The following is a 14660-nucleotide window of genomic DNA, read 5'->3' on the forward strand; positions in this document are numbered from 1 at the left end:
AAGCGAACAGCTCAGCCGCGCCCGCTCAGAAGCAGGTCGTGCGTTCCGCCGCGATGTAGCCCAGCAACAAGCCCGCGCCGAACAGCAGCACCAGACCGGCGGCGCCGAATTCCAGGCCGCGCATGATCAGGGCGCCGCCGCCCTCGCGGCCGGCGCTGAGCCGGCGGGCGACGTCCTTGGCGGCGACGGCGAGCACCGCGATGGTCGCGACGGTCACCGCCGTGCCCATGCCCATCACGAAGGTCGCGGCGACGCCGGCCCAGAACATGCCCTGGGCCAAGGCGAACACCAGCACGAGGATCGCGCCCGAGCACGGGCGGATGCCGGCGGCGAAGATCGCCTGAAAGCCGCGCTGCCAGCCGCCGGGACCGGCGAGTTCGCTCGGCGCGGGCCCGTGGGAATGGCCGCAACCGCAATCATCGCCGTGAACGTGATCGTGGTGGACGTGATCGTGAGCGGCGGAACCATGCGCCGCTGCAGCATGGGCGTGCGCATGATCGTGGTGATGATGATCGTGGCCGTGGTGGTCGTGACCATGATGGTCATGACCGTGATGATCATGATGAGGCGCGCGATGCTGGTGATCATGCGAATGGCTATGATCATGGGTCGACGGCGCCACCGCGGCCGCGGGTGCACTGGCGAGCGCCAATGCCGGCGCCGCCGGCTGCCAGGTGCGCAGGAACGCCGCGCCCTTGACCCAGACCAGGCGCGCGCCGAGCAGCGCGATCAGCCCGTAGCTCGCGATCTCCACCACCTTCTCGGCGCTGCACATCGTGGCCGCGGTGGCATTGAGCACCACGGCGCCGATGCCGACGATGACGACCGCGACCAGCGCCTGCATCAGGCCCGAGGCGAACGACAGAACGATGCCGCGCTTCGCCGTCTCCTGGTTGGCGACGAGATAGGACGCGATCACCGCCTTGCCGTGGCCGGGGCCCGCAGCATGAAAGATGCCGTAGGCGAACGAGATCGCCAGCAGCCACCACACCGCCGAGCCATCTTGCTTGGCCGAGCGGATCGCCCCCGACATCTGCCGGTAGAACTCCGACTGCTTGGTGAGCAGCCAGCCGACGATGCCGCCGACCTGCGGCTCCGCCGGCGCGCCGAACGGCGATTTGGCGAGCAGCACATGCGAGGCGGCGTCGGCGGCCAAGAGCGCGGAAACGAGCGCGGCGACGATCGCGGCGCAGGTGAGGAGCGGTCGGGCAGAGCTGGGGCGAGGCGTCATGGACATTCCACTGAGATCTTGTTGGCGAAATTCATTCCGAAATTGGCGTTCGCCCCGCCGCTCAGGAATGTCTGTTCGTTCATGGTCTGCGCGACGGAGCCGCCGTCGCTCGGTCTCACCAGGCCGAACTTGCAGCCCGAGGGAGCGCTGACCAGCGTGACGGGATCCTTCTCCGCCATCTGGAAATCGATGAAATAGCTGGGATCGTAGACCTCGACTTGGAGCTGCTTCGTCTTCACCGGCGCCTTCAGCGGCAGGGTGAAGTGCAGGGTCAGCTTGGTGTCCTTGTATTCGAGGTAATAGTCGACCGGGTCCTCGAGCTTCTGCTTGCGCCCGTCGGCCTTGAGGAAGGTGAAGTAGGCATATTCCTTCAGCGACTCGGCGTTGGTCTGCGCCAACGGCGCCAGCTCCTCGCGGGTGTAGACGCCCTTCTGCTTGGTCTCGAGGCCCTGCAGCGCATAGGTCGCGAACATGTCGTCGAAGGTCCAGGCGTGCCGCACGCCGGTCACCGAGCCATCGGCCGCATAGAGCAGCTGGCTGGTCGCGGTGACCCAGACATGCGGATGGGCGTGGGCCGCGCTCGCGCCAAGCACGAGCGCCAGGGCGGCGAAAAGAGTGCGCAGCATCGTCATCACCTCAGGCCCGTCTCAAGCCGCCTTGGCAACGTCGAGCAGGCCGCGCCGGCGCAGCAGCGCGTCGGGCTCGGGCTCGCGGCCGCGGAAGGCGATGTAGGCCGCTTCCGGATCGAGCGAGCCGCCGGAGGCGTAGACATTGTCGTGGAGCCGCTTGGCGACCGCCGGATCGAAGATGTTGCCGGCTTCCTCGAAGGCACCGAAGGCATCCGCATCCATCACCTCCGACCACATGTAGCTGTAATAGCCCGCCGCATAATGGTCTCCCGAGAAGATGTGGCCGAATTGGGTCGGCCGGTGGCGCAGCGCGATCTCCGGGGGCATGCCGATCTTCTCCATCTCGGCCTTTTCGAAAGCGCGGACATCCTTGGAGGCCGCCGCCGGCTGGGTGTGGAACTCGAGGTCGATCAGCGCCGAGGAGACGAACTCGACGGTGGCAAAGCCCTGGTTGAAGCGGCGCGCGGCCAGGAAGCGCTCGAGCAGGTCCTGCGGCAGCGGCTCGCCCGTCTGGTAGTGGCGCGCGAAGGTTTGCAGCACCTCGGGACGCTCCTGCCAGTGCTCGTAGAGCTGCGACGGCAGCTCGACGAAGTCGGTGAACACCGCAGTGCCCGACAGCGACGGATAGGTCACGTTGGACAGGATGCCGTGCAGGCCGTGGCCGAACTCGTGGAACAGCGTGCGCGCATCATCCGGCGACAGCAGCGACGGCTGTCCGTCGGCCCCCTTGGCGAAGTTGCAGACGTTGATGATCAAGGGCGCGGTGTCGCCGTCGAGCTTCTGCTGGTCGCGCAGCGAGGTCATCCAGGCGCCGGAGCGCTTCGACGAGCGGGCAAAGTAGTCGCCATAGAACAGCGCCTTGTGGCGGCCTCCCGCGTCCTTGATCTCCCAGACCCGGACGTCCGGATGCCAGACCGGGATGTCCTTGCGCTCGGCGAAGGTGATGCCGAACAGCCGGGTGGCGCAATCGAAGGCGGCCGCGATCATGTTGTCGAGCGAGAGATACGGCTTGATCGCGGCGTCGTCGAAGTTGGCCTTCGCCTGGCGCAGCTTCTCGGCGTAATAGCGCCAGTCCCAGGCCTCGAGCTTGAAGTTGCCGCCCTCCGCCGTGATCATCTCCTGCAGCTGGTCGCGATCGGCCAGCGCCTTGGCGCGCGCCGGCTTCCAGACGCGCTCCAGCAGCCCGCGCACGGCCTCCGGCGTCTTCGCCATGGAATCCTCGAGGCGATAGGCGGCGAAGTTGGGAAAGCCCATGATCCTGGCGGCCTGCTCGCGCAAGGACAGGATCTCGCCGATGACGGCGTTGTTGTCGTTGGAATTGCCATTGTCGCCCCGCGCGGTGAAGGCCTTGAACACCTTCTCGCGCAGGTCGCGCCTGCCTGAGCTCTGCAGGAACGGCTCGACCGACGAGCGCGACAGGGTCACGATCGCCTTGCCGGGCATGCCGCGCTCATCCGCCGCAGCCTTGGCGGCAGCCACGAAGCTCTCGGACAGGCCGGCGCGGTCGTCCTCGCCGAGCTCGAGGTACCAGTCCTGCTCGTCGCCGAGCACATGGTGGCTGAAGGTGGTGCCGAGCTGGGCGAGCTTCTCGTTGATCTCGGCCATCCGCACCTTGTCGTCGTCCGAGAGGCCGGCGCCGGCACGGCGGAAGCGGGTATAGGTGCGCTCCAGCAGCCGCTGCTCCTCGCCGGTGAGCTTGAGGTCCTTGCGGTTGTCGTAGAGCAGCGCGATGCGGCCAAACAGCACGGCATTCATCATGATCGGGTTCCAGTGCCGCGCCATCCGCAGCGACACGTCCTTGTCGATCTCCAGAATCGCCGGGTTCGAATGCGCCGACACCAGATCGTAGAAGACAGCCGCGACCTTCGACAGCAGCTTGCCCGAGCGCTCCAGCGCCGTGATGGTGTTGGCGAAGTCCGGCTCGGCCGGATCATGGGTAATCGCGGTGATTTCGGCGGCGTGGTCGGCGAAAGCGCGCTCGAAGGCCGGCAGGAAGTGCTCGGGTTTGATCGCGTCGAAGGGCGGTGTCTGGTGCGGGGTCTCCCAGGCCACGAGCAGCGGATTGGTCTGGGCGTCGATCACAGCGGTGGTGTCTGACATCGGCTGGGGTCCGTCCTCTCCCGGAAGTTCGATGCGCCCCTCATATCATGGAGCTGGCTCTTTTTGGGTCATTTCCCCTTGAAGGGCCGGGCCTTTTCGGAGAGATTGCGGCCCGCAACAGGACCCTGGACCATGAACGCAGAGACCACCTCCAAAGCCGGCCGCCAGATCGCCTGGCCGACCGTGATCACCGTCATCTCGGCGGCGATCCTGATCGGTGCCGAAGTGTTCGGTGCGGCCTTCGCCGGCGGCTGGGCGCTCGCGATTCTGTTCGGGCTCGGCGACGGCGGCGCGCACATCGTTCAGGCCGTGCTGTTCGCGATCGGCGTGTTCGTGATGATCGGCTTCATCCGCGGCGCGCAGCGCATCGAGCCGTTCACCAGGCGCGCGTAAACAGCGTAAAAACACTGTCCTGCAAGCGTGAGCGCGTTACGAAAGTTTAAGCTCGCTTAACGTTCGTTCAGAGATCAGCGCAGCATGTGTGTCGCGTAAGCACAGATTAGGGAAATCTTTCCCGGCGCCCAAAAATTCCTTGCGAACGAAATTCAAAACGCTTATTTCCGCTTCTGCCCAATTTCGCACGTGCCTGTGGTCGTGTGTCAGTCGGTAGGTATCCGGACAAGAGGCCGGACAGCCGCCAAGGGATGAGGAACCGAGGGGCCCTCGGATCGTTGCGATCAAGATCACCATGATCGAGATCGTCATGCTCCAGAGCCCAGCATCTCTCTCAAGAGATGCCGCTGAAGGTCACCTCGTCTTTTGCAACCGTGACTGGCAGCCGGAGGCGAACCGGCGCACCCCGCTCTCAACGGGGGACGCGACTTAAAGCAACGACGGATCGGGCTTTTTTGGTCTCTACCGGCAGTCCAAAGCCGGCGCGGGCTACTGAAAAGGCTTGTCCTTCATTGCCAGGTGTGCGGGCGGGAAATTCCCAACCAATCCACGGCAGCACAATTCGGCTACGGGTTCGAGGTTTTGTCGCCTTTCCATCGGGCGGCAACGCCAAGGCACCCGTGTCGGGATCATTTTGAACGGGTCTCCGTCGCTGGGGCCGTTTGGAGGGTGCTATGACCGAACGTATCCGGGAATTCCTGCGCAACCGCCGCGAGGAAGGTCTGGACCACGAGCCCTGTCTCGTCGTCGACCTCGAGATCGTGCGCGACAACTACATGAGCTTCGCTCGCGCGCTGCCGGACAGCCGCGTGTTCTATGCGGTCAAGGCCAACCCGGCGCCGGAAGTGCTGTCGCTGCTCGCCTCGCTCGGCTCGTCCTTCGACACGGCGACGGTCGCCGAGATCGAGATGGCGCTGGCCGCCGGCGCGACGCCGGACCGCATCTCCTATGGCAACACGATCAAGAAGGAGCGGGACATCGCGCGCGCCTATGCGCTCGGCATCCGCCTGTTCGCGGTCGACTGCGCCGCCGAGGTCGAGAAGATCGCGCGCGCAGCGCCCGGCGCCAAGGTGTTCTGCCGCATCCTGTACGATTGCGCCGGCGCCGAATGGCCGCTGTCGCGCAAGTTCGGCTGCGATCCGGAGATGGCTGTGGAAGTGCTGGACCTGGCCAAGCGGCTGGGCCTGGAGCCGTGCGGCATCTCGTTCCATGTCGGCTCGCAGCAGCGCAAGGTGAAGGCGTGGGACCGCGCGCTGGCGATGGCCTCGACGGTGTTCCGCGACTGCGCCGAGCGCGGCATCAACCTGACCATGGTCAACATGGGCGGGGGCTTCCCGACCAAGTACCTGAAGGACGTGCCGCCGGTCGTGCAGTACGGCCGCTCGATCTTCCGCGCGCTGCGCAAGCATTTCGGCAACCAGATCCCGGAGACGATCATCGAGCCGGGCCGTGGCATGGTCGGCAACGCGGGGATCATCGAGTCGGAAGTGGTGCTGATCTCGAAGAAGAGCGACGAGGACGAGCTGCGCTGGGTCTATCTCGACATCGGCAAGTTCGGCGGCCTCGCCGAGACGATGGACGAGTCGATCCGCTACGCGATCCGCACCCCGCATGAGGGCGCGGAGATGACCCCGTGCGTGCTCGCCGGCCCGACCTGCGATTCGGCCGACGTGATGTACGAGAAGCTGCCGTATCCGCTGCCGGTGACGCTCTCGATCGGCGACAAGGTGCTGATCGAGGGGACCGGGGCCTATACGTCGACCTATGCGTCGGTGGCCTTCAACGGCATCCCCCCGCTGAAGACCTATCACATCTGACCTGGCTGCCCTCGCCACCCGAGCGCGGGTGAGACCGGCAAGAGCCTCGGGTGGGGCTTTCCCCACCCCGACCCTCCCCCGCAAGCGGGGGAGGGAGCGATAGACCGTCACCTTCAACCTGACATCACGTGTTTGCGCGCGGGCGAAGGCTTGCCGCGCAGGCCGAGGACTGACGTGCCATGACCGCTTTTCGCATCCCTTCGACTGCGCCCTCTCGGACTGCCGCTCCGTTCGTGATCCGCAGCGAACGGGCCTCCGACGTCGCAGCGCGCGAGACGCTGCTCGACCTGTGCTTTGGCGAGAATCGCCATGAGCGCACCTGCCAGCGCCTGCGCGACGGACGCGCGCCCGCCGCGGGCCTCGCTTTGTCGGCGGTGCGCGGCGGCGCGCTGGTAGGAACGCTGCGGTTGTGGCACGTCAGCGCCGGCGGACGCGACGCGCTGATGCTGGGGCCGCTGGCGGTCGCGGCCGAGGCGCGCAGCCTCGGCGTTGGCGCTGCGCTGATGAATGCCGCGCTGATGATCGCGGCGTCGCGCGGCCATGGCGCGGTGATCCTGCTCGGCGATGCGCCCTATTACGCCCGCTTCGGCTTCTCGGTCGCGCAGACCGCCGAGCTGGAGCTGCCCGGCGCGTTCGCGCGCGAGCGCCTGCTCGGGCTCGAGCTGGTCGAAGGCGCGCTGGACGGCGCGTCGGGCATGATCGTCGCGACCGGCGCTGCCGAACGCAAGGCCCGCCGCTCGCGTCGCGAGCGGCCGCTGCGATGCGCAGCGTGAAGGCCGGGGCGACAGCGCCGCAGCGGCGGACACTGCTGCCGACGCTCGTGCTGATCCTGCTCGGGATCATGATCGTCCGCGACATCGTGGTCAGGCGCTGGTCCAGCACGCCGCCCGCCGGACCTGACGTCACCCGCCCGCGTTAGGCATGCCGGCAGGCCGCGTCCTGCCCGCCCCGCCAGGGGTTGCGCAGGTGCAGCAAAAGCTCTTTAACCCCCGAAAATCCCCCCACGAGGTCCGCCATGTCCCGCCGCCTGATCTCTACCGGATCACCGTTCGAGAAGACCGCCGGCTACAGCCGCGCCGTCATCGATGGCGACTTCGCCTTCGTCGCCGGCACCACCGGTTATGACTACACCACCATGACGATGCCGGCCGATGTCACGAGCCAGTCACGCAACTGCTTCAAGACCATCGCCGCTGCCCTGCAGGAGGGCGGCTTCGAGATGGCCGATATCGTCCGCGCGACCTACTACCTCACCGACGTCAACGACGCCGATGCCCATTTTGCGGTCTGCGGCGAAGTCCTCGGCGACATCCGCCCCGCCGCAACGCTGCTGGTCGTCGCGGCGCTGCTCAAGCCGGAGATGAAGGTGGAAATCGAAGTCACCGCCAAGCGCCGCAGCCGCTAACGCGGCGCGGCATCCGAGGGCGGCGCGCCGCCTGAATCCATCCATCCCACGCACCTTTCGCGGAGAACCATTCATGAGCTCGCAGATCCACGCGAAGATCACCGGCCCCATCGTGATGATCGGCTTCGGCTCGATCGGCAAGGGCACCCTGCCCCTGATCGAACGCCATTTCGACTACGACAAGAGCCGCTTCGTCATCATCGATCCGCATGACGACGGCGCGCTGGCGAAGAAGCACGGCGTCCGCTTCATCCAGCAGGGCGTGACCCGCGACAATTACCGCGAGCTGCTGGTGCCGCTGCTCACCGAAGGCGGCGGCCAGGGCTTCTGCGTGAACCTGTCGGTCGACACCTCCTCGGTCGACCTCATGACCATGTGCCGCGAGATCGGCGCGCTCTACATCGACACCGTCGTCGAGCCGTGGGCCGGCTTCTATTTCGACAAGCAGATGGGCGTCGAGCAGCGCTCCAACTACGCGCTGCGCGAGACGCTGCTCGCCGCCCGCCGCAAGAGCCCCGGCGGCACCACCGCCGTCTCGACCTGCGGCGCCAATCCCGGCATGGTGTCCTGGTTCGTCAAACAGGCGCTGCTCGACATCGCCAAGGACACCAAGACCGAGATCGTCGAGCCGAAGAGCCGCGAGGGCTGGGCGCAGCTGATGCAGAAGCTCGGCGTCAAGGGCGTCCACATCGCGGAGCGTGACACGCAGCGCTCCAGGAATCCGAAGCCGATGGACGTGTTCGTCAACACCTGGTCGGTCGAGGGCTTCGTCTCCGAGGGCATGCAGCCGGCCGAGCTCGGCTGGGGCACGCACGAGACATGGATGCCGGAGAACGGCCGCCGCCACAGCGAAGGCTGCGGTGCCGCGATCTATCTGCTGCAGCCGGGCGCCAACACCCGCGTGCGCTCGTGGTGTCCGACGCCGGGCGCGCAATACGGCTTCCTGGTGACCCACAATGAGTCGATCTCGATCGCCGACTACTACACCGTGCGCGACGGCGACAAGGTGGTGTACCGCCCGACCTGCCACTACGCCTATCACCCGGCCAATGACGCGGTGCTGTCGCTGCACGAGATCTTCGGCGCCACCGGCAAGATGCAGGGGAAGTGGCACATTCTCGACGAGAACGAGATCGTCGACGGCATCGACGAGCTCGGCGTGCTGCTCTACGGCCACGGCAAGAACGCCTATTGGTACGGCTCGCAGCTCTCGATCGAGGAGACCCGCCGCATCGCGCCGTACCAGAACGCGACCGGCATGCAGGTGTCATCCGCCGTGCTCGCCGGCATGGTGTGGGCGCTGGAAAACCCGACCGCCGGCATCGTCGAGGCCGACGAGATGGACTTCCGCCGCTGCCTCGAGATCCAGTCGCCCTATCTCGGCCCGGTGAAGGGCTATTACACGGATTGGACCCCGCTGAACGACCGCCCGGGGCTTTTCCCGGAGGATATCGACACGTCCGATCCGTGGCAGTTCCGCAACATCCTGGTGCGATGACTGGCTGGGCCGCACTCTCTCCTCCGTCATGGCCGGGCTTGACCCGGCCATCCACGAAGACGCGCAGTTGAACGACGTGGATGCCCGGGACAAGCCCGGGCATGACGACGTGGAAGCAGCACGCGAACTCTCTCGCGCTCTGCCGTTGCTACAGCGAGCTACTTCCGCTCCATCGTCGGCGCGATCTTCTCGGCCGGGGCCGGCGGCAGCGCCGGCTTGGCGCCTTCCTTTTGAGCTTCCACGTCAGGGCGCGCGGGCTCTGGCGCCGGCGTCGTCGGGCGCGTGCCGCCGGGCTTGGACTCGGCCGGGGTCGCTGACGGTTCAGGCGAGGCCGAGGGCGTCGCCTGCGCAACCTGGTCGAGGTGATTGGCCTTGATCTCGGTCAGCGAGACCACGGCCACGAGCACGCCGAGGACGAACAGGCCCGCCGCCAGCAGCATGTCCCGGCGCAACGTCTGTTTGCTGTTGATCGAGGCCATGGCTTGTCATCCGCATCCTATGTGTGCGGAACAACGGTCACGCGCCTGCGAGGTTCCATCGGGGTCTGCGCCCCAGTGCCTCATCAGAGCCGCAGCAGCCCGGCCTCGCCGCTTTCATCGGAGAAAGCGAGCCACGTTCCCGCGGCATTCCAGCCCAGCGCCACGATCGGCGGCGTCTCGTTCCGCCGCACCAGGATCTCGGCGCCGTCCTGCATCCGCACCATCAGCACGGTGCCGTCCTCGTAGCCGCAGGCCAGGATGTCCTGCTTGGGATGGCAGGCGACCGCGGTGACCTTGGCCTTCATCGGCGCCAGCATCGCGGGCTCCTTGCCCATCGGGCCGTCCTTGCCGACGAACGGCCAGAGGATGACCATGTCGGCACCCGAGGTCGCCAGGAAACGGCCGCCGCTGCCCCAGGACATCGACTTCACCCGCGAGGGGTAGCCGGTCATCCGCATGTGCCTGCTATCAGCGAGCCGCCAGCCATGCAGCGCCGGCTCGTGCATCGCGGTGACCAGGAACTTGTTGTCCGGGCTGAAGGTGACGGCGTGATGCGAGCCGGCCCAGCCTAAAAATTCCGGCTCGCCCGCCATGTTGGGAAACCACAAGGTGGCGCCGTTGTAGTGCGCGATCGCAAGCCGCAGGCCCTTCGGCGCGAACGCAAGTCCGCCCGCGGTCGACGGCACCTCGAGCGACTTCTCCTCGCCCTTGGGCTGACGCACGAACGCGGTCTTGCCCACCGACCAGGCGATCGCACCATCCGGATGAAGGGCGACGTTGTCGATCCAGCGCCGCTTCGGATCGGTCACGAGCACGCTGACGCTGCCCGCCTTGTCGAGCGACGAGACCTTGCCGTCATCGCCGCCGATCAGGATGCGCGATCCGTCCGACACCGCCGACAGGATGCCGCCGCCGGTGACATCCACCTTGCTGATCTCGCCGTCGCCGTCGACGACAGCGACACTCTCCTCGGTGCCGACGAAGGCGGCGCGATCGCCGAGATAGTGCACGGCCGTGACGGCCATGCCGAGCGAGACCGGCTTCACCTTGTCGGTGACGGAGACGATCGATGCGGCCTCGCCGCCCTGGTCGAACGACGTCATCAGGTCACGATGCAGCGTTCGAAGCCTTCGCGGATGGCGTCTTCCGGCAGCTCGCGGCCGATGAAGACGACGCGGCTCTGGCGCGCCTCGTCGGGCTTCCACTTCCGCTGATGATCGCCTTCGAGCATCATGTGCACGCCCTGGAAGACGTAGCGGTCGTCATCGTCCTGGAACGACAGGATGCCCTTGGAGCGCAAGATCTTGCCGCCCTCGGTCTGCACCAGGTTCTGCAGCCACGGCATGAATTTCGACGGATCGAGCGGCTTGTCGGAGCGCAGCGACAGCGACTGCATCTCCTCGTCGTGATAGTGCTTCAGGCCGTGATCGTGATGATGATGGTGATCATGGCCATGGTCGTGATCATGGTGGTGATGATCGTGATCGTCGCCCGCTTCGAGGAATTGCGGCTCGATCTCCAGAATGCGGTCGAGATCGAACGCGCCGCGCTCCAGCACATCCGCGATCGCGATCTGGCAGCGCTCGGTGCGATGCAGCTTTGCGTAGGGGTTGATGGCGCGGATGCGCGCCTCGACCTCGGCGAGCTCCGGCTTGGTGACGAGGTCTGTCTTGTTGAGCACGATGACGTCGGCAAACGCGATCTGGTTCTTCGCCTCCGGCGCATCCTTGAGCCGGTCCGAGAGCCACTTCGCGTCGGCCACCGTCACGACCGCGTCGAGCCGCGCGTTCTTCTGCACGTCCTCGTCGACGAAGAAGGTCTGCGCCACCGGCGCCGGATCGGCGAGCCCCGTGGTCTCGACGATGATCGCGTCGAACTTGCCCTTGCGGCGCATCAGGCCGGAGATGATGCGCACGAGATCGCCGCGCACGGTGCAGCAGATGCAGCCATTGTTCATCTCGAACACTTCCTCATCGGCGCCGACGATGAGGTCGTTGTCGATGCCGATCTCGCCGAATTCGTTGACGATGACGGCGTACTTCTTGCCGTGGTCTTCCGAGAGGATGCGGTTCAGAAGCGTGGTCTTGCCGGCCCCGAGATAGCCGGTCAGGACCGTCACTGGTGTCTTGCTCGCGTCGGACATGCTCACTCCGAAAACCTCAGATCGCGTCGAAAATGGCTCAAAAGCGCACTACCGCGAGGGCTCGAGAACCCTAACGGACCAGCGCGCTTGTCAGGGCCCTTATATTGTGCCTGACCATGGCAATGTAAGTGGGAACGGGGCCCTTTTCCTCGCTCAGGGCATCGGAATACAGCGTGCCGCCGATCTTCGCGCCGGTCTCGGCGGCGATCCGGCCGACCAGCCGGTCGTCGTTGAAATTCTCCAGGAAGACGGCCGGAATCCCCGCTTTTTTCACTTGGCGGATGATCTCGGCGACGTCGCGGGCCGACGGCTCGGTCTCGGTGGAGACGCCGAGCGGGGCGATGAACTGGACGCCATAGGCATCGGCGAAATAACCGAAGGCGTCATGGGTCGAGATCACCTTGCGCCGCTCGGCCGGGATCTTGTCGATCTCGGCGCGGACCTCGCGGTCGAGTGCATCGAGCTCGCCGAGATAGCGTTCCGCATTGGCCTTGAAGACCTCCGCGTCTGCGGGGGCGGCCGCGACCAGCGCATCGCGGATGTTCTTGACATAGACCTTGGCATTGCCGACCGACTGCCAGGCATGCGGATCGGCATCCGAGCCGCGCTTGCGTGGGGTGATGCCCTGAGTGGCGACGACGATCGGCGCCTTGCTGCCGGAGGCCTGCTGCAGCCGCGGCAGCCAGCCCTCCAGCCCGAGGCCGTTGACGATCAGGAGCTGCGCGGCGCCGACATCCTTCGCATCATGCGGCGTCGGCGTGTAGACGTGCACGTCGCTGTCCGGCCCGACCAGCGAGGCGACATTGACCTTGTCGCCGCCGACCTGGCGGACGAAGTCGGCGAGGATCGAGAAGCTGGTGACGACGTTCAGCCGGGTCTCGGCCGATGCGGGGACGATCAGAACAAGGCCAAACAGCAGGCTCAGCGCGGACAACAGGCGTTTCATGGGCATCGACTTCAGGCTTCGAGGTGGCGTCCCGGAAACAGTTGCGGAAGCACGCCGCCCACGCGTCCGAACAGCACCGAGGCGAGATAGAGCAAGGACGCGACCAGGATGATCGCAGGCCCCGAGGGAATGCGGGTCTGGAACGACAGCACCAGCCCGACATAGCCGGAGACGATCGCAGAGGCGACCGCGATGCAGATCATCGGCGTGACGTCGCGCGACCAGAACCGGGCGATCCCCGCCGGCAGGATCATCAGGCCGACCGCAAGCAAGGTGCCGAGCGCCTGGAAGCCGTTGACGAGGTTGACGACGATCAGGGCGAGGAAGATCAGATGCGCCGGCGCACCGGCGCGGCTCACGGTGCGCAGGAACAAGGGATCGACGCTCTCGACGACCAGCGGGCGGTAGATCACGGCGAGCACGACGAGCGTGATGGTGGCGTTGGTCGCGACCATCAGCAAGGTCGGGTCGTCCATCGCCAGGATGTTGCCGAACAGCACGTGCAAGAGATCGACGTTGGTGCCCTTGACCGAGACGATGGTGACGCCGATCGCCAGTGACGCCAGATAGAAGGTCGCGAGCGACGCGTCCTCCTTCAACCCGGTCGAGCGCGAGACGAGGCCCGATAGCAGCGCCACGGCAAAGCCGGCGATCAGGCCGCCGGTCGTCATCGCAAACAAATTGAGACCCGACAGCAGGAAACCGATCGCCGCGCCGGGAAGAATCGCATGTGCCATGGCGTCGCCGACCAGGCTCATGCGCCTGAGCATCAGGAAGACGCCGATCGGTCCGGAGCCGAGCGACAGCGCGATGACCGCGGCGAGCGCGCGGCGCATGAACTCGAAATCCGAGAACGGAGCGAACAGCACCTCGCGCAGCATCATGCCGCCTTGGAGGCTTGCGCCGGCACGCAGGGCGCGGCGGCATCGTCGAACGCCTCGCACATCCGACGCGCCTGCGACAGATTGTCGGCGGTCAGCACCTCCGCCGTCGGTCCCCAGGCCACGGCCTCGCGCGCCAGCAGCAGGGTCTGCGGGAAATGCGCGCGCACCATGTCCATGTCGTGCAGCGCCGCCAGCACGGTGCGCCGCTCGCCATGCCAGTGCTCGATCAGTTGCAGAAGGTCGGCCGAGGTCTTCGTGTCCATCGCATTGAACGGCTCGTCGAGCACGATCACGCGGGCATCCTGCAGCAGCACGCGCGCGAACAGCATGCGCTGCATCTGGCCGCCCGAGAGCGTGCCAATGCCGCGACCCTCGAAGCCGGTGAGGCCGACGGCCGCGATCGCCTGCGCGATCTTCTCGCGCGCGGCCGCGCCGATGCCGCCGAACATGCCGGTGCTGCGCCACAGTCCGGTGCTGACGAAATCGAACACCGAGATCGGGAAGGAGCGGTCGATATCGGCGATCTGCGGCAGATAGGCGATTTCGCGCGGCTTCAGGCCGGCCGCGGCGATGGTGCCGGCGAGCGGCTTCAACAGCCCGACGATGCCGCGAAACAGCGTCGACTTGCCGGCGCCGTTGGGGCCGACCACGGCGAGCAGCGCCCCTGTCGCGACCTCACCGGTAAGGTGATGCACGGCGGGGTGGCGGTCGTAGCCCAGGGTCACGTCGCGGAATTGCAGCTGGGCCATGACCGTCATCACCGCATCGCCAGCCAGACGATCAGCCAGAGCACCGCGCTCGCCGCGAGCGCCGCGCCGAGCCGCGTCGTCACCGGCATGCGCAGGATCGACCACGGCGCGGGCTGCGCCGGATGCGGCGCCGCGGGACCGTGGCTGTGGGCATGGCCGTGACCATGCCCGTGCGCGTGCGCGTGCGCGTGCGCGTGCGCATGCGAATGGCCGTGGCTATCGAGGGCAGACTGCGTCATTTCGTCATGATGTTACATTATAACATCACCGCTGTCCACCGCAGGCGGGGCGTTTGTGGCATCGGAGGTCGTGGTTCTCACCCCGTCATTGCGAGCGCAGCGAAGCAATCCAGGCTGCCCAAGCGGAGGGATTCTGGATTGCTTCGC

General features: G+C 66.5%; 16 protein-coding genes. 6 read left to right on the plus strand and 10 right to left on the minus strand.

Annotated features, from left to right (window positions below; all coding sequences use genetic code 11):
• Positions 1-25: 25 nt before the first annotated feature.
• The 3 genes from ACQR0W_RS14100 to ACQR0W_RS14110 are packed head-to-tail and all read right to left on the minus strand — an operon-like array spanning position 26 to position 3960.
• On the minus strand, positions 26-1231 hold the full coding sequence (locus tag ACQR0W_RS14100; protein ID WP_316187070.1) for a nickel/cobalt transporter: 1206 nt from the start codon (positions 1229-1231) through the stop codon (positions 26-28).
• A complete protein-coding gene (locus tag ACQR0W_RS14105; RefSeq protein ID WP_410051235.1) occupies positions 1228-1857 on the minus strand; it encodes a DUF1007 family protein in 630 nt (209 codons plus the stop codon). Before ACQR0W_RS14105 ends, ACQR0W_RS14100 begins: the two co-directional genes overlap by 4 nt.
• 21 nt (positions 1858-1878) lie before the next feature.
• Positions 1879-3960: a M3 family metallopeptidase gene (locus ACQR0W_RS14110; protein WP_316187069.1), complete on the minus strand. Its 2082-nt coding sequence runs from the start codon at positions 3958-3960 to the stop codon at positions 1879-1881.
• A gap of 132 nt (positions 3961-4092) precedes the next feature.
• Between ACQR0W_RS14110 and ACQR0W_RS14115 the strand changes: the two genes are divergently transcribed.
• From ACQR0W_RS14115 to ACQR0W_RS14140, 6 genes are all read left to right on the plus strand, one after another.
• Positions 4093-4353 carry a hypothetical protein gene (locus tag ACQR0W_RS14115; RefSeq protein ID WP_315716541.1) on the plus strand — a complete coding sequence of 87 codons (261 nt, stop codon included), beginning with the start codon at positions 4093-4095 and terminating at the stop codon, positions 4351-4353.
• Between the two features lie 674 nt (positions 4354-5027).
• Complete coding sequence (locus ACQR0W_RS14120; RefSeq protein WP_315716540.1) at positions 5028-6170, plus strand: type III PLP-dependent enzyme; 1143 nt, start codon at positions 5028-5030, stop codon at positions 6168-6170.
• Positions 6171-6349: 179 nt separating this feature from the next.
• Positions 6350-6943: a GNAT family N-acetyltransferase gene (locus ACQR0W_RS14125; protein ID WP_316174994.1), complete on the plus strand. Its 594-nt coding sequence runs from the start codon at positions 6350-6352 to the stop codon at positions 6941-6943.
• Positions 6931-7089 carry a hypothetical protein gene (locus ACQR0W_RS14130; RefSeq protein ID WP_316187068.1) on the plus strand — a complete coding sequence of 53 codons (159 nt, stop codon included), beginning with the start codon at positions 6931-6933 and terminating at the stop codon, positions 7087-7089. Before ACQR0W_RS14125 ends, ACQR0W_RS14130 begins: the two co-directional genes overlap by 13 nt.
• A gap of 96 nt (positions 7090-7185) precedes the next feature.
• A complete protein-coding gene (locus ACQR0W_RS14135) occupies positions 7186-7575 on the plus strand; it encodes a RidA family protein (protein WP_315716538.1) in 390 nt (129 codons plus the stop codon).
• Positions 7576-7648: 73 nt separating this feature from the next.
• Positions 7649-9073: a homospermidine synthase gene (locus ACQR0W_RS14140; RefSeq protein ID WP_316174997.1), complete on the plus strand. Its 1425-nt coding sequence runs from the start codon at positions 7649-7651 to the stop codon at positions 9071-9073.
• 158 nt (positions 9074-9231) lie between these two features.
• On the opposite strand, the gene ACQR0W_RS14145 is transcribed toward ACQR0W_RS14140, so the two are convergent.
• From ACQR0W_RS14145 to ACQR0W_RS14175, 7 genes are all read right to left on the minus strand, one after another.
• Positions 9232-9552, minus strand: coding sequence for a hypothetical protein (locus tag ACQR0W_RS14145; RefSeq protein ID WP_315716536.1), 321 nt, complete (start codon positions 9550-9552; stop codon positions 9232-9234).
• An 83-nt stretch (positions 9553-9635) separates the two neighbouring features.
• Entirely contained in the window at positions 9636-10655 is a 1020-nt protein-coding gene (locus tag ACQR0W_RS14150) for a WD40 repeat domain-containing protein (protein ID WP_315716535.1), read from the minus strand.
• Entirely contained in the window at positions 10655-11695 is a 1041-nt protein-coding gene (locus ACQR0W_RS14155) for a CobW family GTP-binding protein (RefSeq protein WP_409977974.1), read from the minus strand. Before ACQR0W_RS14155 ends, ACQR0W_RS14150 begins: the two co-directional genes overlap by 1 nt.
• Before the next feature lie 70 nt (positions 11696-11765).
• A complete protein-coding gene (locus ACQR0W_RS14160) occupies positions 11766-12641 on the minus strand; it encodes a metal ABC transporter substrate-binding protein (protein WP_315825453.1) in 876 nt (291 codons plus the stop codon).
• A gap of 11 nt (positions 12642-12652) precedes the next feature.
• Positions 12653-13525, minus strand: a complete 873-nt coding sequence (locus ACQR0W_RS14165) for a metal ABC transporter permease (RefSeq protein ID WP_409977973.1) — start codon at positions 13523-13525, stop codon at positions 12653-12655.
• Complete coding sequence (locus ACQR0W_RS14170; protein ID WP_316171305.1) at positions 13522-14283, minus strand: metal ABC transporter ATP-binding protein; 762 nt, start codon at positions 14281-14283, stop codon at positions 13522-13524. The genes ACQR0W_RS14165 and ACQR0W_RS14170 overlap by 4 nt, the downstream gene beginning before the upstream one ends.
• Complete coding sequence (locus tag ACQR0W_RS14175) at positions 14283-14513, minus strand: hypothetical protein (protein ID WP_434840708.1); 231 nt, start codon at positions 14511-14513, stop codon at positions 14283-14285. Before ACQR0W_RS14175 ends, ACQR0W_RS14170 begins: the two co-directional genes overlap by 1 nt.
• Positions 14514-14660: the final 147 nt, after the last annotated feature.

This window comes from Bradyrhizobium sp. HKCCYLRH1034 (assembly GCF_051168375.1).
Taxonomy (GTDB): domain Bacteria; phylum Pseudomonadota; class Alphaproteobacteria; order Rhizobiales; family Xanthobacteraceae; genus Bradyrhizobium.